This is a genomic window from Zhongshania marina, from assembly GCF_002915595.1.
Lineage (GTDB): Bacteria > Pseudomonadota > Gammaproteobacteria > Pseudomonadales > Spongiibacteraceae > Spongiibacter > Spongiibacter marinus_B.
Genome location: NZ_PQGG01000007.1, coordinates 18,981 through 37,267 on the forward strand (window position 1 = coordinate 18,981; position 18,287 = coordinate 37,267).

The following is an 18,287-nucleotide window of genomic DNA, read 5'->3' on the forward strand; positions in this document are numbered from 1 at the left end:
GCCAAACGTCCTATATTAATTGCTACCGCGACTAACACCCGCTTGCTCAAAGCTCGCCATCTCTTTTTGCAATCTGCAGGCGGCCTGCATAATTGGCAGGGCTAATGCAGCACCGCTGCCCTCACCCAAGCGCATATCTAACTGCAATAATGGCTCCGCCTCCATTTTATTGAGTAAGCGGCTATGCCCCGGCTCCGCTGAACAGTGGGAGAAGAACAGCCACGGGCGAATTGACGGGTTAATTCTTACCGCCGACATCGCGGCAGCCGTGCAAATATAGCCGTCAACTATCACCGCTATACCCTTCTGCGCCGCGCGAATATAAGCGCCCACTAGCGCATTAATTTCATAACCGCCAATGCGGCGTATGACTTCCATGCCATTTTTCATATGGGGCAGATGCCGCGACATAGCGCGGGTGACAACCGCGGATTTTTTCGCCAACATTTGATCATTTATACCCGTACCCCGCCCCACCATTGCCGTTGCCGACAAACGGGTGTGAGCCACAGCCAACGCCGCTGCAGAGGTACTATTGCCAATACCCATCTCACCGCCAACGAATACGTCGATGTCGCCGGCTTGATCGATAATGCTTCGCCCAACCTCCAGCGCTTCTTCGCACTGCTCCATGGTCATCGCTTCGGTCACGCACATATTTTGAGTACCGGCGCTGACTCGCATATCGAGGACATTGGGTAAATCTTCAAGGGCGTACACCGTGCCGACATTGATTACTTTAAAATCAACACCCATCGCCTTAGCCAAAACACTAATCGCAGCACCGCCATTGGCAAAATTGCGCACCATTTCAGAGGTTACCGACTGAGGATATGCAGACACGTCTTCAGTCGTCACGCCGTGATCGCCGGCAAATACCGCAATCAGCGCTTTATCAACATGCGGTTCCAAGGTGCGCTGAACCGCAGACAATTGAATAGCGACATCCTCTAAACGGCCCAATGCACCCAGCGGCTTCGTTAAACTTGCCTGCCGTGCTTGCGCGGCCGCGCGAAACTCTTCGTCAGCTTCTGGCGCCGACTCCTCATACCAATGTGACATACCTTTACCCTTTCAGAACTTGCTCTAAACCCGCCGTTACCAGCACGACCCGATCTGCCATAGCAGCGAGGTCCTGATGCAAGCGTCCCGACTCATCGACAAAATGCCGACTTAATGCTCCCAGTGGCACAATTCCCTGCCCCACCTCATTACTCACCAACACAATATGACCTTCTGCCTGCTGCAGCACCCGATAAAACTCATCACGCACGCCATACCAGCTGGCTAAATCATCTTTCATCAACCAATTACTTAGCCACAGGGTTAGACAGTCCACCAAAATTGCCGTATTCGCAGACGCACTGCCACTAATCGCCGCCGCTAGCTCCTCCGGCGCCTCCACGGTTTGCCAGCCATCATCGCGGCGCTGGTGCTGATGATGCGCAATTCGCGACGTCATTTCCTCATCGCCAGCCCTTGCGGTTGCTATGTATATGCGTTGAACATCGCTTGCAGCGCTGCAAATACGTTGCTCAGCTAGGCGACTTTTCCCAGATCGTGCACCACCAAGATACAGTTCCAGCACCGCTATACTCCCCATACACAGCCGTCAATACTGCCACCCTGAAGTGATCTGACGTATAGTAAACCGCTTATTCTACTAGACCGGCTGCAACTGAGGGAAATATGGGACATCGATTATCGAAGATTTATACGCGCACCGGCGATGACGGCACCACTGGGCTCGGCGATGGCTCGCGTATCGATAAAGATCACCACCGCATGGAAAGTATCGGTACGGTTGACGAACTCAACTCGGTCATCGGCTTATTAATGGCTGAACTACCCTCTGACGACGCCTATATGCCGCTGCTAGCTCGTATTCAACATGATTTATTTGACCTCGGTGGCGAACTCGCCGTGCCGGGCTACACCATGATTAGTGCCGAGCGTATCGGCGAGCTAGAAGCGAGCTTAGATACCCTTAACGAAGACCTTCCTCCCCTCAAAAACTTTATTCTACCGGGTGGTAGCAAGCCTGCGGCGCTCTGCCATATGGCAAGGTCAGTGTGCCGCCGCGCTGAACGCTGTCTAGTCGCCCTCAATAAAACCGATGAAGTAAATGCAACGGGGCGCCAATATTTAAACCGGCTGTCTGACTTTTTGTTTGTCATGGCAAGATTGCTAGCACGCCGCAATGGCGGCCAAGAAGTACTCTGGGTTCAAGCAGATAAACGATAAAACCGGTGGCCCTGTTGCAGCTTAAACAGGGCCGTTCACCACAGCCACGCCGCACCGCGAACACCACTGCTATCGCCGTATTTAGCTTTCACTAAGGCTGTGACACAGCTATCACTAAACACATAGTCGCCCCAATACTGGGGGACTTTTTCATAAATCATATCGATATTAGACACACCTCCGCCCAACACAATTGCAGCGGGATCTAATAAATTAATAACACCAGACAAAGCTCGCGCTAATTGATGGCAATAATTGTCTAAAACGTTATTAGCTAAAGCCTCGCCAGCCACTGCACGCTTGGCAATGTCGACTGCATTAATCGTCTCACCACCGGCAACAATATAACTGTTTGCCAAACCGCCACCACACAAATACGTTTCAATACAATTCAAACGACCGCAGTAGCAAACCCGCTGCTCCGCAGCACCTGGCATAGGGTTGTGGCCCCATTCGCCACCAATACTGTTTACACCGGTGAGCACTTTTTTATCAATAACGACACCGCCGCCAGTACCAGTGCCTATAATCACGCCAAACACAGTCGGGTAATCTGCACCGGCGCCATCGACCGCCTCAGACAGGGCAAAGCAGTTGGCATCATTAGCAAAACGCACTTCACAGCCAAGGCGAGCCCCCAAATCAGCAGGTAATGCGCGACCGCTAATAGCGAGGGTATTACTGTTTTTTATTAGGCCAGTGACTGCAGATATCGCACCCGGACCACCTAAACCTACACTGGCGCTACCGCCAGCTTTGATTTGCAATCCCTCGACAAGGGCCGTGATAGCGTCAAGCACCTCTTCGTAACTATGGGCCGGCGTAGCAACACGTTCACGTGCAAGCTGCTCGCCATTATCAGCCAGCAATACCCCTTCGATTTTTGTACCGCCGAGATCAACGCCAATCCGCAAAGCAGGCTCCCTACCCAATCACAAAAAGCCGCAGCCGGCTTATATCAGCTGCAGCACCGCTACAGCACACACCCAAACCAATAAACTGCGAGACAGCAAATGCTGCACCGCTAATAATTCATCGCTGGCCAATTTTACAAATTGCTCACCGTCGATCTGCCCCTCGGGCAAATACGCTGGCAGCGCCTTCATACCAATTTTATCTAGCACCTCAGCCGAAGGTAGCTCGCTATTAAAATGCTCGCGCCACGCGGCCATACAGCTATCGAAATTACCGATAATCGCAAAGGCAAAACCCAGCATCCGCGCCGGCAACCACTCCAAATAATATAAAGTAATCGCAGCGCGATCTCGGTCTTCCTGTTTAAGTTGATCGTCATTCGCCAATATAAACAATAATCTATAGGCTAGCGCCGCCGCTGGGCCCGCCACCACAAACCAAAATATCACTGCAAACCAGCGTTCAAAGCCTTGGTAAAACACCGCCTTCCGAACGCTTGTATGTAGCTGGAACGCATTTTCAGCACCCGTCTCGCAAAGCTCAGCACTAAAGCCGCGACCATGCTGATAGGCACCTTCTAAATCTCCGCGCTGCCAGCTATTTAAATAGAGCTTAAGTAATATCTGAAAATCACCACGCCCCAAGCTATAAAGTAGCAGGGCAACACTCAGCAGAAACACCGGCAAGCCAAACAGCAGTGGCGCCAACAACCACAGCACCGCAAACACCGCTAGCACAGGGGCTGCCACCAGCAACATCAAACGCAGCGTGCTACTGGCAATGCCTGCGGTCATTTCGCGATAACGTATAAACCAATTATCTTCTTGGATAACACCACCGCTACCCCAAAATTGCACCGCTGCCCAAGCGATGAGAATGGCAAAAAATTCCATGATCTATCCCAATGCGTTTTTATAATAGGTCCAATCAAAGGCTGCGCCAGGGTCGGTTTTACGGCCCGGCGCAATATCACAATGGCCAACTATACGTGCTGTGGTAATAGCCGGATAGTAGCTTTGCAGGCTTTCTGTAACCGCTAATAGCTCGCGATATTGGGCTTCGCTATAGGCGCAATCATCACTGCCCTCTAACTCAATACCAATACTAAAATCGTTGCAATTTTCGCGCCCATCAAACTGCGACACCCCCGCATGCCAAGCGCGGTCGTTAAATGAGACAAATTGAGTAATACCGCCCCGCCGATCAATAAACAAATGCGCCGACACTGTCAGTCCCTGCAAATCGGCAAAACTGGGGTGAGCGCTGCAATCTAAGCAATTCGTAAACAATTGCTGTACATACGGCCCACCAAAATTCCCCGCCGGCAAACTGATGTTATGAATAACCAACAAGCTAATTTCGCTGGGATCTGGCCGCTGGTTAAAATTCGGCGAGGGAATTTTGTTTGCATTAGCCAGCCAGCCCGAGGGCTCTATAAGGTACATATCCCTTCACCACGCTTATTTAGCTTTTGTTTGAGTTGCGAGAAATCACAGCATTCTGCCGAGAGTACATCGACCAGCTACACTCTGCAAAACTCCGCTATTACGCATTCTCACTAAATGATGCTTCCACGCCATCCGCCAATAGCCGCAGCAAACCTTCCTGCACCATCGTCGCGACCAGCTCGCCAGTTTCAGCAAAAAAATGACCAATCACCAAAGCCCTATCGCCAAAGCAATTGGCACTGTGGATGTCGTATAAATGCCAATTATTAAGATTCACAGGGCGATGAATCCACATCGAATGATTCAAACTCGCCATTTGTGAGGGCTGGCTAGATATTTGCTCTCGGTAAGGCAGTGAAGCCGTACGAATAAAATTGTGATCACTAATAAACGCTAACATCGCCCGCTGCAAAGCAGGATCCTCAGGTATGGCGTGCTTTGCCTTCACCCACATGCGCTGCATAGGCGGGCGCTTTTCTACCTCTAAGTAAGAAGGCAGCTCTAAACAGCGAAAATCAAAAACACTCTGGGTGACTAAAAAATCATAGAGCCGACTTAAACCGAGCGCGTTAAAATTTTCACGGTAGGACTCCATCGCGCGATAAGACTCCGGCCCCGCAACCGGTGGCATCAGTGGCTGCTGATCAAAACCTTGCGCTTCATTGTGAAAGGAGGCATCTAGCGTTAATAACTCCCGCCCCGCTTGTACCGCAGAAACCCGACGCACACTGAAATTGCGACCATCGCGAAGATTGGCGACCTTGAAACTGATAGGGCCCTCAAGATTGCCCGCGCGCAAGAACTGGGCGCTTAAGGAATGACATAAACGCCCCTCAACCGATTGATTGGCCGCCGACAGCGCCTGCCCCAAGACCTGCCCGCCATAAACGTGATTCTTAGCAGCAGAATAACGGCTATAACCGACAAACTCATTCTCGGCCCTACGCTCCAAATTCAGATGCGCGATAAACTCTTCAACTAAACTCATAAATACCCCGAAATTCGCAGGCGCTAGAATACAACAGCGGCCGTCGAATTTTACATATTGATCTCACGCCAATAAAAAATAATACGCATACGCACAGTGTTGGTGTAAATTTGCTATGATCTCCGTCAAGCGAAAAATGTTAGCTATAAAACTGAACTGGAGACCACAATGCGCGCTATAACCGTGACCAAACCCGCCTCACTCGACACCCTCACCGTAAGTGAATTGCCCGACCCCACTCCAGCTCAAGGCGAAATACTTGTGCAATGGCGGGCAAGCTCGCTGAATTATCACGACTACCTTGTTGCGAATGGCAGCCTTCCCGTTGTGGACGGACGTATTCCACTTTCTGACGGTGCCGGCGATGTGATCGCGCTAGGCGAAGGCGTCACAAAGTGGAAGGTGGGCGATAAAGTCATGTCTACCTTCTTTCCTAAATGGGTGGACGGCAGGGTCAATAAGGCCAAAACCATTGGCTTGGGCGGCGATACCGTCGACGGCTGCGCCGCAGACAAATCATGTGTGGCGCAGGACGCAGTAACCGCCATACCCGAGGCTTACAGCTACGCCGAAGCAGCGACCTTACCCTGCGCCGCATTAACAGCGTGGCGAGCACTGATGGTAGAAGGCGGCTTACAGGCAGGCGATAGCGTATTAGTGGAAGGCTCCGGCGGCATGTCAGTATTTGCTCTGCAATTTGCCAAAGCGGCCGGCGCTTACGTTTACGCCACTACCTCAAATGACGACAAAATAGATCAACTCAAAAAACTAGGAGCGGATACCGTCATCAACTACAAAACCGATCCTAAGTGGGGAGCAACCATTAATAAGCTTTCTGGTGGCGGGGTCGACCATGTGTTGGATGTTGGCGGCAACACCACCCTCGGCCACTCCATCGACGCAGCGCGCGTCGGCGGACATATCTCACTCATCGGCATTCTCGGTGGCTTCACTGCAGAGATAATGTTGCCAAAATTATTTGGTAAGCAAATGCGGATGACGGGAATCTCAGTTGGCAGCGCAGAAATGCAGGATGCGATGGTAAGAGCCATAAATATTGCTGGAATTCGCCCAGTCATTGATCGCAGCTTTAGCCTAGAAGAACTCGGCGCCGCCTTCCGCTACCAAGAAACCGGCCAGCACTTTGGCAAAATCGTTATCGAGTATTAAACCCCGCCAACAAACTGGCTAACTGATCGAAATGGCGGATAGTGATATCCGCCTGACCTGAATACTCGGAATTGCCACTGGGGTCATACAGGCAGCTCCGCATTCCCGCCGCAGCCGCCGCCTGTAAGTCATACACATAATCCCCGACGTAAATAGTATTTGCTGGCGCCACCGAAAACCTTGCAGCTAAATTTAGCAAGCCCGTCGGATCTGGCTTTGCCGGCGCATCTTCACGGCTGATTAAGGCAAGCGGTGGAATTCCTAGGCGACTTGCACACAAATCAAAAGCGGCGCGGGTATTTCTGGTCACAATTCCCGTAGCAATGTCCTGTTCGGCCAAAAACGCAAGCAAGGCCTTCGCCCCCGGCATCCACTCTGAATTCGCCGCCCCCGCCATTTCAAATTCATGAATCGTGTCTGCAGCTTTAGCGCGCTCCTTCGGGCAGGGTAACTCTGCCAAATACGCCAATAAATCTACCTTATCAGGCCATGCTAATTTTGTGCGCAAAGCGTGAAAATCCAAACCAGAATCAAGCAACGTGCCATCTAGATCGAAGAACACTGCGGACACATTTTTTAGCATGAGGCTTAACTTTTTAACCGATAGCCGGTGCGGAATATCCACGCAATACCAAGCAGACACAACCCCATAAATAATAAAATCATCGCCACGCTAACGCCGATATTCACATCCGCTACGCCGTAAAAACTCCAGCGAAACGCGCTGATCAAATACACTACTGGATTCGCCAAGGTGATGGACTGCCATAGCGGCGGCAACATACTGATCGAATAAAAACTACCCCCTAAAAATGTCAGCGGCGTAACAATCAACATGGGCACAACCTGTAGTTTTTCAAAACCGTCCGCCCAAATACCGATAATAAATCCGAACAAACTAAAGGTCGCTGCGGTAAGCACTAAAAAGGCCACCATCCAAAACGGATGAGCCACGTGGTAATCCACAAATAGATTTGCCGTAATTAAAATAATGCTACCAACGATGACGGACTTGGTGGTTGCCGCGCCGACATAGCCCAGCAGTATTTCCCGCATAGATATCGGCGCCGATAAAATTTCGTAAATGGTGCCGTTGTATTTAGGAAAATAAATACCGAAGGAGGCGTTGGAAATACTCTCTGTCAGCAACGCCAACATTACCAAGCCAGGAATAATAAATGCGCCGTAACTTACGCCATCGATCTCGACCATACGTGAACCAATAGCCGAACCAAACACCACAAAATATAACGAAGTCGATATTACTGGCGAGGCAATACTCTGCATAATGGTGCGCCAGGTGCGGTGCAATTCAAATTTGTATATTGCCTTAATTGCATGAAAATTCATTCGGCGGCCTCCGTGTCTGCGGTCGCGCGCTCACTGACCAAGCTCACGAATATCTCCTCGAGAGAACGCTGTTTAGAACGCAAATCTTTATAGTCGATGCCATGCTCATCAAGGCGGCGGAATAAATCTGCAATACCGGTTTGCTCACTTTGGGTATCAAAATGATAAATCAATTCAAGTCCATCATCGGTTAACGACAAGGGGTAGTCTTTTAATTCCGTCGGTAATTCAAGCAGAGGTTTTTGTAATTGCAGACGTAATTGCTTTTGTCCGAGCTTGTCCATTAGGGCGCTTTTTTCTTCGACGAGAATGAGCTCACCACGGCTGATCACACCAATGCGATCAGCCATTTCTTCCGCTTCTTCAATATAGTGGGTAGTTAAAATAATGGTAACGCCGCGCTCGCGTAGGCCGCGAACCATCTCCCACATATCTCGCCGCAGCTCAACATCTACCCCTGCGGTGGGCTCATCGAGAAATAATATTTCCGGCTCATGGGATAAAGCCTTGGCAATCATTACCCGCCGCTTCATTCCCCCCGACAACTCCATAATCCGAGAGTCGCGTTTATCCCACAGGGATAATTGCCGCAATATTTGTTCTATATAGGCCTTGTTAGGCGGACGCCCAAACAGGCCGCGACTAAAGTTTACCGTCGATAACACGCTCTCAAAGCCATCAGTGCACAACTCCTGTGGCACCAAGCCAATTTTGCTGCGGGCGGCACGAAAATCTTTAATGATGTCGTGGCCATCTGCAGTTATATGACCCGAGCTAGGATTCACAATACCGCAGATAATACTAATCATGGTGGTTTTGCCGGCGCCGTTGGGGCCAAGCAAAGCAAATATTTCACCCTGCTGAATATCTAAAGAAACATCGCGCAGTGCTTGAAATCCAGAATCGTAAACCTTGCTCAAATGTTGAACACTGATAATAGCTGACACGAACACTCCTCACTGACCACGGCTGAGATACAACACCGCATTGAAATTAAATCGCCCAAGAGTGTCGGCGATGTGGGGGAGCTTGGCAAGTGAAGTGCTAAAAACTACGCAGACAAATACGAGATCGCTAAGCCTGTATGTAAAGCTGCTGCCAAAACATCTTGGCAGCGGTATCACTCATCACATTGATCGCAGTGGCGTCGAGGTAGATACCGTCTATCAATAAACGGCTCATACCGTGCAGGGTGGACCAACTCACCTGAGCAAAACGCAGCGCATCAACAGTGCTCGTGCTAATAGATTGCTGCCACAAACGAATCTGCTCGATATACACCTTAAAGGCATTGTGGGCCTCAAGCCTCAAGGATTCGGTAAGCTGCTCGGACTTCCACAAACGCGCGCCGAACATCAACTCATAATATTCCGCATTGTCGATAGAAAACTGCACATACCGATGCACAAACAATCGTACCGCAGCTTCACTGATTTCTGCCCCTTCAACATAGGGCGGCGTGCGCACAACCTCACGTAAACGGCGAAAACCCTCTTCAGCAACACCGCACAACAAGGCCTGCTTGTCTTTGAAATGGTGGTAAGGCGCGGTGCGGGAGACACCGAGATTTTGCGCTAATTTCCTCATCGACAAGCCCGCCTCACCCTCTTCTTTTAGCAAACGAGCGGCTTCGTCCAATATTTGGCGACGCAAATCCCCGTGGTGATAGGGCTTATCACCCGATTCACAGGGTTCGACTAAAGATGATTGGCGGTTTGTCATGGCAACAATTTACCAAGCAATCTTGACACTGTCCATATTGAGCATTAATCTCAGCAAACTTGACACCGTCTAGTTTGCCTTATTAAACCCTAAGCGGTGTCGCTAGAAACAAAATATAAAGCCAGACAATCATTCGGAGAGTACGACCATGAGCCAATATCCCAATATGCTAAAGCCGCTGGACCTTGGCTTCACGGTATTAAAAAACCGCGTCATTATGGGTTCTATGCACACCGGATTAGAGGAGGCCGAAAATGGCTTTGAACGCATGGCCGCGTTCTTTGCAGAGCGCGCTCGAGGCGGTGTCTCACTCATTGTGACCGGCGGCTTCGGCCCAAATAAGCGCGCAGCCACCCACGAGCACACCAAAATGCTACGCAGTGAAGACGACTGCGTGGGCCACCGTATTGTCACCGACGCAGTGCACGCAGAGGACGGCAAAATCTGTATGCAAATTCTGCACACCGGCCGCTATGCCTTTAATGAAAACCCTATTGCCCCCTCGGCGATACGTGCACCGATAAACGCCTTCACCCCAGAAGCCGCCAGCGCAGATCAAATCGAAGAGCAAATTCAGGACTTTGTACGCACCGCAGTGCTTGCCCAAAAGGCGGGATATGACGGTGTGGAAATCATGGGTTCAGAGGGCTATTTCATCAATCAATTTTTAGCCAAGCGCACCAATCACCGCGATGATGAATGGGGTGGCGACTACGAAAATCGTATGCGTTTGCCGATCGAAATCGTTAGGCGCGTACGGGAAGCCACCGGCGAAAACTTTATCATTATTTATCGCTTATCCATGCTCGACTTGGTAGAAGGCGGCAGTAATTTTGACGAGATTCTCAGCTTAGGACAGGCGGTAGAAAAAGCGGGTGCGACTATCATCAATACTGGTATCGGTTGGCACGAAGCACGCGTTCCCACCATTGCGACCAAGGTTCCCCGCGCCGCATATACATGGGTAACAGCAAAATTCCGCACCAGCCTGAGTGTGCCGGTTATCACCTCAAACCGCATTAACACTCCAGAAGTGGCCGAAGAGGTCTTAGCCCGTGGCGATGCTGACATGGTGTCTATGGCCAGACCCTTCTTGGCCGACTCAGACTTCATCGCCAAAGCTGCCGCCGGTCGCAGCGATGAAATAAACACCTGCATCGGCTGTAACCAAGCCTGCTTAGATCACGTTTTTAGCGGCGTACTAACCAGCTGCCTCGTTAATCCACGCGCCTGCCACGAAACTGAATTAAATATTACCGTAGCCAAAGCGCCCAAAAATATTGCTGTGGTTGGCGCTGGGCCAGCCGGCTTGGCCTTTGCCACTACCGCTGCAGAACGCGGCCACGCAGTTACCCTATTCGACAGCGCCACCGAGATTGGCGGCCAGTTCAATATCGCCAAGCAAATCCCTGGCAAAGAAGAATTTAACGAAACCATTCGCTACTTTAGCCGCCGCTTAGACGTGACAGGTGTACAGACCAAGCTTGGCACTACGGTAAACCAGCAGGCCTTGAACGACGGTAACTTTGACGAAGTCGTACTAGCAACGGGTATAACCCCCCGCACGCCGCCGATTGAGGGCATTGATCACCCTAAGGTATTGAGCTACCTAGATGTCATTCGCGACAAGAAAGAAGTTGGTAAAAAAGTTGCGATCATCGGTGCCGGTGGAATTGGTTTTGACCTTGCAGAATTCCTCACCCACAACAGCGATGCAAGCACCAACATATCGACGTTTATGCAGGAATGGGGTGTCGATATGACTCTGCAAGCGCGCGGCGGCATCGAAGGCATAAAGGCAGAAGTCCCAGATTCACCCCGCGACGTGTATTTACTGCAGCGCAAAGTGTCAAAAGTCGGCAACGGTCTAGGTAAAACCACGGGCTGGATTCATCGCACCGGCTTGCAGAAAAAAGGCGTAAATATGATGCCCGGCTGTGAATATCTAAAAATTGATGATGCCGGCCTACATATCCGCATAGGCAATGAGGAGCGTGTACTGGACGTCGACAATATTATTATTTGCGCGGGCCAAGAGTCTCTCACCGAGCTTAAAGATGGGCTAAATGTACCTGTTCATTTGATCGGCGGCGCCCATTTAGCCACGGAGTTAGATGCCAAGCGTGCGATAGATCAAGGAACTCGTTTAGCCGCCACCATCTAGTAAGCAATCCACGGCGGGGGAGCACTTATCTCCTCCGCCACCCTCACACAGATAAACCTTGCTGCCGTAAACCTGGCTATGCAATAAAACCCCGCGCACTGTATTTCTCCGCCACATCTATAGGTTAGGATTGAGAATTCTCATAGAATTTGCTGCAAGCACGCAATCAATAGGGATAATCCCCAAGGGCCTACTCGGAACCAAAGTACTAACTTAGGCATCAAAACACCATCTTTCTCACACCAGCCGCACACTGAATTTTGTCGCCACCACCCGCGACCTTATGCAAGGATCTGAATGCCTCCATCACAAACTCTATTGCGCACCACCGCGATACTCCTGCTTTCACTTTTATTTGCGGCGGCCGTAGATGCCGATCCGCAGCGCCAACGCATTGAGGTGCGCAGTACTTGGTTGACAGAAATGAGCGGCGTTGCCGCCAGCCAAATTCATGCAAATCACTACTGGGCACACAACGATAGCGGTGACCGTGGACGCTTATTTTCCTTCGACAACAAGGGCAATATGCTCACTGAATTGCGCATAGACGGCAGCAGCGCCTTTGACTGGGAGGATATGACAAGCTTTAAAGACAGCAGTGGAGCCTACTTATTAATTGGTGATATTGGCGACAATATGATGCTGCGTCCCTTTGCTGATGTTTATCTAGTAAAAGAACCAAGAGATGTTAGCAAAGCAATTACCCACGCAAAGGTTGGCAGACATTATTCACTGATTTACGAAGACGGCCCCCACGACGCTGAAGCGATTGCCGTTGATGTCGCCGAACGCTTTGTTTATATCCTCACAAAACGCGACACCCACCCTAGGCTATATCGCTTTTCCTTGGATGCAATAGCCGGCAAGGCTATTCCACTGAATTACCTCGGAGAAATACGCAGCATTCCTAGCGTCGAAAATCACAAGGCTCAGCGCCAAGGCGGTATCAGTGGCGGCTCGCCAACAGCGATGGAGTTTAATGCAGATGGCGATATGGCAATGATCGTGACACTGCGGAACACCTATTATTTTAGACGCGGAAAAAATCAAAGCTGGTTGCAGGCACTCAATAAAACGCCATTTGCACGCACACCTAATCGCCTACGCCAAGTTGAGTCCGGCACATTTACAAAAGACGGCAAGCAGGTATTAATTGGGTCAGAAGGGCGGCCAGCAGTATTGGAATTTGTCGATATACCAGCGCAATCAAAAGAAAAAGAAAAAGAAAAAGAAAAATAAGACTGCCGGCACAAGATCTGTGCCGGCGCATTTATTTAGGCCGCGATAGCCGGTGTGATGCACAGCAGCGTTAAAATCACGCCAATGCCAGCAAGCCACACCAAGCTGCGCAAGGTCGCCCAATTTTGCAAATAGCAGATGGTAAAAAGAACGCGAACCCCAATATACGACATCGCCAGCTGATTCACGCAAGCCTGCTCGGCACCACCAAACTGCGCAATAATCACCGCCGCTGCAAACAGCGGAAACCCTTCAAACCCGTTTTGCATAGCCGCCACTGCACGGGCGCGACGCCCATCCAAGCGCGCCATCCACTCCCGTGGATGATTATTATCAAAACGGCCAATTTCCGGATTACCCAGCTTCGCAATTAACGCCGTTAAACCTGGCATAAGACCCGCGACGAACACACACCAAAACGCGATACTCATATTACTTCCCCCAAAATACTAGCTATTAAGTTTATTTTTCTTTTACCACTTTCAAGGGCGTTCACTATTGTGAAGCCATCTACAAAACACCGCAGTTTGGCTAACTGCAGCGTAATATTCTTTTGAAATTGTATAGTCATTAATCCGATTTATTTGGCTTAACTAAGGCTCTCAGCCAATTAAAAAAGCCGTTTTCCTGCAGCACCATTTTATCTACACCATCAAAAAATTTCTCTAACTGCTCAGGCTCAGCAAAATAATCAGCGCGGGTTTTCATTTCGATATTTGGATCAAGTGTTTTAACGACGACAGCCGGATTCCCCGCCACAATCACGTTTGCCGGCACGTCTTTAGTGACAACTGCGCAGGCGGCCACAACACTGTTTTCACCAATCGACACGCCCTTCAAAACTGTGCAGCGATCGCCCAGCCAAACATTATTTGCGATATGCACCGGCGTAAGTGCATTGCTGCGACTGCTGCGGTCATATAGATCGTGCCAATCGCTATCAGTGATATACACACCATTGGCCATCATAACGCTGTCGCCAATAATAATTTCGTGGGCGGCGGAGATGCGGGTGCCAGGGCTAATTAATACATAATCGCCAATTTTAATGCGGCCACTTTTTTCATCAGCACCCCACACCCCTATCTTTACGCGATTGTCAGGTTCACCAATCACCGTAGCGCATTTCCCAATCTCGATATTTGGCCCAGAGATGGAGATATACCAAGGCTTCATAAAAGTGGGATAATCACCGAGATAGTCGCAAGCAGGCTTCAGAAAATGCTGTGTGTACCACGCACGAAAGCGCAAATAATTTTTTTTAACCCAATAGGGTCTTCTGTCCTGCCGCATTAGTTATCCATCATTATTATGATGGGCTAGTGTCGCAAGGGAGGCCAGGCAGGGCAATCGGTTCAACGTTACCAATTCATGAAAAAACGCAGCGACAACAGTCCACCGCGAGAAGTGACTAGCAATCAATCTGACCTCCACCCCAACTTAGCAACAACGGTGAACAAGCACCTGCGCCACCGCTTTCAAAAGCCCTACGCGGATCACAATATCGAGGCATTTAAACAGGCCTGCGCGTGGCTAGCCGAACGGCCTAGCCCGATAATCCTAGACTCCTTTTGCGGCACCGGCGAAAGCAGCCGCCAACTTGCAAGGCAATTTCCCAGTGCAGTGGTCATTGGCGTCGATAAATCTGCCGCACGCTTGCAGCGCCATCAAGCTCAGGGCGATGAAATCGTCGATAACTACTTGCTCCTGCGCGCCGACGTCGACGATTTTTGGCGTTTAGCCGCCGAGGCCAACTGGCGATTGCAGCAGCACTATTTGCTCTACCCCAACCCCTGGCCTAAAAGCGCGCAACTGCAGTATCGCGTGCACGGCTCTGCGGTTTTCCCAGCCTTGCTCCAACTCGGCGGCTCGGTGACGCTGCGCAGCAACTGGAAGTTATATGTTGAGGAATTTGCCACCGCACTCACTCTCGCTGGGTACAAGGCTCTGGCGAGACCCTATCTACCCGAAAAGACGATCACCGCCTTCGAGCGCAAATATCACCTCGCAGAGCAAGCCCTGTGGGAGTGTCGCTGCGCAATAAATTCGGGCAGTTAAGTCAGACGCGGCGGGCCTCTATTATCTAGCCCGTCGGCGGCGTTATACTAGGGCTACATTTGACGACACCAAAATTAACGATGAGCACTCTCGCAGAAAAAACCGCTATCACCCAAGACCCCGTTTGGCAGACCATCCGCAAGGAAACTGCTTGCGAGGTTGAGCGCGAGCCTGTGCTCGCCAGCTTTTTACACGCGACTATCCTGAATCACGACAGCCTTGAAACAGCCTTGAGTTTCCACCTCGCGCATATTCTAAATAGCCCCGCCGCCTCAGCTCTATTAGTTCGTGAAGTGATTGAGAAGGCCTTTGCCGCCGACGCCAGCATTGGCCGTGCGATACGTGCGGATATCTGCGCAGTGTTTGAGCGCGACTCGGCCTGCTCTAGCCTTTCGGTGCCATTTTTGTACTTTAAAGGTTTTCACGCTCTGCAGTCGTATCGCATTGCCCATTGGCTGTGGGAGCAAGGCCGTACGTCATTAGCCTTGTTTTTTCAGAACCGTATATCCTGCGAATTCGGCGTTGATATTCATCCTGCCGCGAAAATCGGTCGCGGCATTTTAATGGATCACGCCACCGGTATTGTGATTGGCGAAACCGCCGTGGTTGGCAACAATGTATCAATTATGCAATCGGTCACTCTGGGTGGAACCGGTAAGGAAGAGGGCGACCGCCATCCCAAAGTCGCCGACGGCGTGCTACTCAGCGCCGGCGCAAAGGTACTCGGCAATATTCATATTGGGGAAGGTGCGCAGGTTGTGGCGGGAAGCGTGGTATTGCGGGATGTGCCTGCCCACACTGTCGTTGCTGGTGTCCCCGCAAAGGTGATCGGCAAGCCAGATTGCGCCGCACCGGCACTGTCTATGAATCATCGCGCCTGCTGCGACGAGTAAACTCGTCGCGCGGGCAATCTTCTAATAATCAACGCTTGCAAGAAGGCCGAATACCGTTTGCTTGCGCCTTCTGGTACAGCGGCTTCGCGGTGAGCATTTGTTTTTGCAAATCTTTTATACGCGATTCGTGAGAAGGGTGAGTAGACATAAACTCTGGTGGTTGCCCTTGGCTCAACGCCCCCATATTTTGCCACAGAGCCACGCTGGCCTCTGGGTTAAAGCCAGACTTAGCCATTAGGTCTAAACCAACAATATCCGCCTCAGACTCTTGCGCGCGACCGTAGGGCAACACCACACCGTATTGAGTACCTAAACCTAACAGGCCCATTACCGTTTCTTTGCCAGCGCCTTCACCCAGTAGTACGCCAATTAACTGGGTACCTGTGCCGGCAACGCTTTGCAGTGACATCCGCTCTGCACTGTGGTGTGCCAATACGTGCCCCACTTCATGACCTATTACTGTGGCGAGCTGATCGGCATTTTTAGCAACTTGTAATATACCGGTGTGTACGCCAATTTTCTTACCAGGCAAGGCAAAGGCGTTTGCCGATTTCTCTTCGAACACCACCACTTCCCAGCTACCACGCCACTCTGCGGGCAAAGAAACGGTAATCGCATCGGCAATACAACTTACATAACGGTTCGTTGCACTGTCTTTGCTGATAGTCATTTTCTTTTTCATTTCATCAAATGCCGTGCCGCCCATTTGCGACATTTCGCCATCTGAAAATAACAGCATCTGACGTCGTCCCGTTGGCGACTCAGCACAAGAGGCAAGTAAGCTCGCTAATACTATTGCCAAAATCGGCTTGAACATTGTCATAAATTTCCCCGCATGGATCTGCTATTTTGCAGCTATGATGGCATAGCCTTTAAGTTGATGAACGATATAAGTGTAGTCTGCCAGATAACGATAATGGAGTGTATAGCGTGAAAGAACCTTGTCCGTGGTGCAAAGCCACGCCTGATTATATTAAATATCACGATGAAGAATGGGGCGTACCCTCTGATGACGACCGCCTGCATTTCGAATTTCTGGTGTTAGAGTCTGCCCAAGCGGGCCTAAGCTGGCTAACAATACTGAATAAGCGCGACGGCTACCGCAAAGCTTTTGCAAATTTTGATCCCCGCAAAGTTGCTAAATTTGACGAGGCTATGGTCGAAACCCTCAAAGCCAACCCCGGTATTGTCCGCAATCGTCTAAAAATTGAGAGCACGATCAGCAATGCTCGGCACTTTTTAACAATTCAGAAGGAATACGGGAGTTTTGCCCGCTATATGTGGTCGTACTTTGACAACAAGCCCATCCAAAACAAATGGAAAACAATGGCAGAGGTACCTGCCACCAGTAAAGAATCAGACGCCATTAGCAAGGATCTTAAAAAGCGCGGCTTTAAGTTTTTTGGCAGCACGATTTGCTACGCGAATTTACAAGCGCTGGGCTTTGTTAACGATCATTTGCTAAGCTGCCCACGCCACAAAGTGTGTGCAGAACTCGGCAAAAATTTTCGGCCACACTGGTTATAACGACAAAAAAGGTGAGCACAATGAAATTATTCGCTTTATTCGCCCCAATCCTACTCATTGCGCTATCCGGCTGCAGTAGCACAGACGTCGTAACGGACTACAACCCCCGCGCCGATTTTAGCCGCTACGAGCGCTATACCATCGCTGACAGCAGCGGCGCAGATAAAGTCGTATCGCCCTTTATTATTGAGAATGTAAAAGAATCATTGCAGCGCCAACTCAGAGCCGGACTCTACAAACAGGCAGACACTCCTGCCAATGCTGATTTCCTTGTCCGCTATTACATTGCAGAAGCGGCAGAAACCATCGACAGAAGCCCACGCCTTGGACTGGGATTGGGTAGCTTTGGCGGCAATTTTGGGGTTAGCACCTCGGTTGGGGTTCCCCTCGGCAAAGACAAAATCAACCGCAATATTCAAATCATCATCGACTTACTAAACCCTGCCGACAAAAAGCTAACTTGGCGCGGTTCACTCGTAATCGAGTTAGATGACCGCGACCCAAAGGTAAACGCCAACACCATCGAACGCGCCGTCACCGAGATATGGAGCCAATTTCCCCCCGCCTAA

General features: G+C 50.5%; 21 protein-coding genes. 8 read left to right on the forward strand and 13 right to left on the reverse strand.

Going from position 1 to position 18,287, the window contains the following annotated elements; translation table 11 throughout:
* Positions 1-15 precede the first annotated feature (15 nt).
* Entirely contained in the window at positions 16-1,062 is a 1,047-nt protein-coding gene (gene cobT, locus C0068_RS02070) for a nicotinate-nucleotide--dimethylbenzimidazole phosphoribosyltransferase (protein ID WP_103682837.1), read from the reverse strand.
* 4 nt (positions 1,063-1,066) lie between these two features.
* Positions 1,067-1,588, reverse strand: a complete 522-nt coding sequence (gene cobU / locus C0068_RS02075) for a bifunctional adenosylcobinamide kinase/adenosylcobinamide-phosphate guanylyltransferase (protein ID WP_103683130.1) — start codon at positions 1,586-1,588, stop codon at positions 1,067-1,069.
* A gap of 101 nt (positions 1,589-1,689) precedes the next feature.
* Between cobU and C0068_RS02080 the strand changes: the two genes are divergently transcribed.
* Complete coding sequence (locus C0068_RS02080; protein ID WP_103682838.1) at positions 1,690-2,244, forward strand: cob(I)yrinic acid a,c-diamide adenosyltransferase; 555 nt, start codon at positions 1,690-1,692, stop codon at positions 2,242-2,244.
* Between the two features lie 35 nt (positions 2,245-2,279).
* On the opposite strand, the gene C0068_RS02085 is transcribed toward C0068_RS02080, so the two are convergent.
* From C0068_RS02085 to C0068_RS02100, 4 genes are all read right to left on the reverse strand, one after another.
* The gene (locus tag C0068_RS02085) at positions 2,280-3,158 is read right to left on the reverse strand and encodes an ROK family protein (RefSeq protein ID WP_103682839.1); all 879 of its coding nucleotides are present in this window, start codon (positions 3,156-3,158) and stop codon (positions 2,280-2,282) included.
* 39 nt (positions 3,159-3,197) lie between these two features.
* On the reverse strand, positions 3,198-4,052 hold the full coding sequence (gene ampE, locus C0068_RS02090; RefSeq protein ID WP_103682840.1) for a regulatory signaling modulator protein AmpE: 855 nt from the start codon (positions 4,050-4,052) through the stop codon (positions 3,198-3,200).
* Between the two features lie 3 nt (positions 4,053-4,055).
* Entirely contained in the window at positions 4,056-4,604 is a 549-nt protein-coding gene (ampD, locus tag C0068_RS02095; RefSeq protein WP_103682841.1) for a 1,6-anhydro-N-acetylmuramyl-L-alanine amidase AmpD, read from the reverse strand.
* Between the two features lie 100 nt (positions 4,605-4,704).
* Positions 4,705-5,595: an acyl-CoA thioesterase gene (locus tag C0068_RS02100; RefSeq protein WP_103682842.1), complete on the reverse strand. Its 891-nt coding sequence runs from the start codon at positions 5,593-5,595 to the stop codon at positions 4,705-4,707.
* A 168-nt stretch (positions 5,596-5,763) separates the two neighbouring features.
* Here C0068_RS02100 and C0068_RS02105 point away from each other — a divergent pair, with 168 nt between their 5' ends.
* A complete protein-coding gene (locus C0068_RS02105) occupies positions 5,764-6,765 on the forward strand; it encodes a zinc-dependent alcohol dehydrogenase family protein (RefSeq protein ID WP_103682843.1) in 1,002 nt (333 codons plus the stop codon).
* On the opposite strand, the gene C0068_RS02110 is transcribed toward C0068_RS02105, so the two are convergent.
* From C0068_RS02110 to C0068_RS02125, 4 genes are all read right to left on the reverse strand, one after another.
* Positions 6,752-7,348 (reverse strand): HAD family hydrolase, encoded by a 597-nt coding sequence (locus tag C0068_RS02110; protein ID WP_103682844.1) that lies wholly within the window; start codon positions 7,346-7,348, stop codon positions 6,752-6,754. The two genes, C0068_RS02105 and C0068_RS02110, sit on opposite strands and share 14 nt — an antisense overlap.
* A 5-nt stretch (positions 7,349-7,353) precedes the next feature.
* On the reverse strand, positions 7,354-8,115 hold the full coding sequence (locus tag C0068_RS02115; protein WP_103682845.1) for an ABC transporter permease: 762 nt from the start codon (positions 8,113-8,115) through the stop codon (positions 7,354-7,356).
* Complete coding sequence (locus C0068_RS02120; protein ID WP_103682846.1) at positions 8,112-9,062, reverse strand: ABC transporter ATP-binding protein; 951 nt, start codon at positions 9,060-9,062, stop codon at positions 8,112-8,114. The genes C0068_RS02115 and C0068_RS02120 overlap by 4 nt, the downstream gene beginning before the upstream one ends.
* A 127-nt stretch (positions 9,063-9,189) precedes the next feature.
* Positions 9,190-9,837, reverse strand: coding sequence for a TetR/AcrR family transcriptional regulator (locus tag C0068_RS02125; RefSeq protein ID WP_103682847.1), 648 nt, complete (start codon positions 9,835-9,837; stop codon positions 9,190-9,192).
* A 148-nt stretch (positions 9,838-9,985) separates the two neighbouring features.
* Here C0068_RS02125 and C0068_RS02130 point away from each other — a divergent pair, with 148 nt between their 5' ends.
* Together C0068_RS02130 and C0068_RS02135 are read left to right on the forward strand one after the other, a co-directional pair.
* On the forward strand, positions 9,986-12,001 hold the full coding sequence (locus C0068_RS02130; protein WP_103682848.1) for an oxidoreductase: 2,016 nt from the start codon (positions 9,986-9,988) through the stop codon (positions 11,999-12,001).
* Between the two features lie 297 nt (positions 12,002-12,298).
* Positions 12,299-13,240 (forward strand): hypothetical protein, encoded by a 942-nt coding sequence (locus tag C0068_RS02135; RefSeq protein WP_103682849.1) that lies wholly within the window; start codon positions 12,299-12,301, stop codon positions 13,238-13,240.
* A 35-nt stretch (positions 13,241-13,275) separates the two neighbouring features.
* Here C0068_RS02135 and C0068_RS02140 read toward each other — a convergent pair whose 3' ends face one another.
* Both C0068_RS02140 and C0068_RS02145 read right to left on the reverse strand, forming a co-directional pair.
* The gene (locus tag C0068_RS02140; protein WP_103682850.1) at positions 13,276-13,671 is read right to left on the reverse strand and encodes an MAPEG family protein; all 396 of its coding nucleotides are present in this window, start codon (positions 13,669-13,671) and stop codon (positions 13,276-13,278) included.
* 139 nt (positions 13,672-13,810) lie between these two features.
* Positions 13,811-14,533: an acyltransferase gene (locus C0068_RS02145; RefSeq protein ID WP_103682851.1), complete on the reverse strand. Its 723-nt coding sequence runs from the start codon at positions 14,531-14,533 to the stop codon at positions 13,811-13,813.
* Positions 14,534-14,611: 78 nt separating this feature from the next.
* On the opposite strand from C0068_RS02145, the gene trmB reads away from it, so the two are divergent.
* The gene (trmB, locus tag C0068_RS02150) at positions 14,612-15,298 is read left to right on the forward strand and encodes a tRNA (guanine(46)-N(7))-methyltransferase TrmB (RefSeq protein WP_103682852.1); all 687 of its coding nucleotides are present in this window, start codon (positions 14,612-14,614) and stop codon (positions 15,296-15,298) included.
* Between the two features lie 80 nt (positions 15,299-15,378).
* Positions 15,379-16,191: a serine O-acetyltransferase gene (gene cysE / locus C0068_RS02155; protein WP_103682853.1), complete on the forward strand. Its 813-nt coding sequence runs from the start codon at positions 15,379-15,381 to the stop codon at positions 16,189-16,191.
* Positions 16,192-16,219: 28 nt separating this feature from the next.
* On the opposite strand, the gene C0068_RS02160 is transcribed toward cysE, so the two are convergent.
* Positions 16,220-17,014, reverse strand: coding sequence for a M48 family metallopeptidase (locus C0068_RS02160; protein ID WP_233208708.1), 795 nt, complete (start codon positions 17,012-17,014; stop codon positions 16,220-16,222).
* A 107-nt stretch (positions 17,015-17,121) separates the two neighbouring features.
* On the opposite strand from C0068_RS02160, the gene C0068_RS02165 reads away from it, so the two are divergent.
* A complete protein-coding gene (locus C0068_RS02165) occupies positions 17,122-17,718 on the forward strand; it encodes a DNA-3-methyladenine glycosylase I (RefSeq protein WP_103682855.1) in 597 nt (198 codons plus the stop codon).
* A gap of 20 nt (positions 17,719-17,738) precedes the next feature.
* Complete coding sequence (locus C0068_RS02170; protein WP_103682856.1) at positions 17,739-18,287, forward strand: DUF4136 domain-containing protein; 549 nt, start codon at positions 17,739-17,741, stop codon at positions 18,285-18,287.

What these genes read in the sequence shown, in the direction of transcription:
- cobT (WP_103682837.1), bottom strand. Translation starts at nt 1,062, where the DNA reads ATGTCACATTGGTATGAGGAGTCGGCGCCAGAAGCTGACGAAGAGTTT.
- C0068_RS02080 (WP_103682838.1), top strand. Translation starts at nt 1,690, where the DNA reads ATGGGACATCGATTATCGAAGATTTATACGCGCACCGGCGATGACGGC.
- ampE (WP_103682840.1), bottom strand. Translation starts at nt 4,052, where the DNA reads ATGGAATTTTTTGCCATTCTCATCGCTTGGGCAGCGGTGCAATTTTGG.
- ampD (WP_103682841.1), bottom strand. Translation starts at nt 4,604, where the DNA reads ATGTACCTTATAGAGCCCTCGGGCTGGCTGGCTAATGCAAACAAAATT.
- C0068_RS02100 (WP_103682842.1), bottom strand. Translation starts at nt 5,595, where the DNA reads ATGAGTTTAGTTGAAGAGTTTATCGCGCATCTGAATTTGGAGCGTAGG.
- C0068_RS02105 (WP_103682843.1), top strand. Translation starts at nt 5,764, where the DNA reads ATGCGCGCTATAACCGTGACCAAACCCGCCTCACTCGACACCCTCACC.
- C0068_RS02110 (WP_103682844.1), bottom strand. Translation starts at nt 7,348, where the DNA reads ATGCTAAAAAATGTGTCCGCAGTGTTCTTCGATCTAGATGGCACGTTG.
- C0068_RS02115 (WP_103682845.1), bottom strand. Translation starts at nt 8,115, where the DNA reads ATGAATTTTCATGCAATTAAGGCAATATACAAATTTGAATTGCACCGC.
- C0068_RS02125 (WP_103682847.1), bottom strand. Translation starts at nt 9,837, where the DNA reads ATGACAAACCGCCAATCATCTTTAGTCGAACCCTGTGAATCGGGTGAT.
- C0068_RS02130 (WP_103682848.1), top strand. Translation starts at nt 9,986, where the DNA reads ATGAGCCAATATCCCAATATGCTAAAGCCGCTGGACCTTGGCTTCACG.
- C0068_RS02135 (WP_103682849.1), top strand. Translation starts at nt 12,299, where the DNA reads ATGCCTCCATCACAAACTCTATTGCGCACCACCGCGATACTCCTGCTT.
- C0068_RS02140 (WP_103682850.1), bottom strand. Translation starts at nt 13,671, where the DNA reads ATGAGTATCGCGTTTTGGTGTGTGTTCGTCGCGGGTCTTATGCCAGGT.
- C0068_RS02145 (WP_103682851.1), bottom strand. Translation starts at nt 14,533, where the DNA reads ATGCGGCAGGACAGAAGACCCTATTGGGTTAAAAAAAATTATTTGCGC.
- trmB (WP_103682852.1), top strand. Translation starts at nt 14,612, where the DNA reads ATGAAAAAACGCAGCGACAACAGTCCACCGCGAGAAGTGACTAGCAAT.
- cysE (WP_103682853.1), top strand. Translation starts at nt 15,379, where the DNA reads ATGAGCACTCTCGCAGAAAAAACCGCTATCACCCAAGACCCCGTTTGG.
- C0068_RS02160 (WP_233208708.1), bottom strand. Translation starts at nt 17,014, where the DNA reads ATGACAATGTTCAAGCCGATTTTGGCAATAGTATTAGCGAGCTTACTT.
- C0068_RS02170 (WP_103682856.1), top strand. Translation starts at nt 17,739, where the DNA reads ATGAAATTATTCGCTTTATTCGCCCCAATCCTACTCATTGCGCTATCC.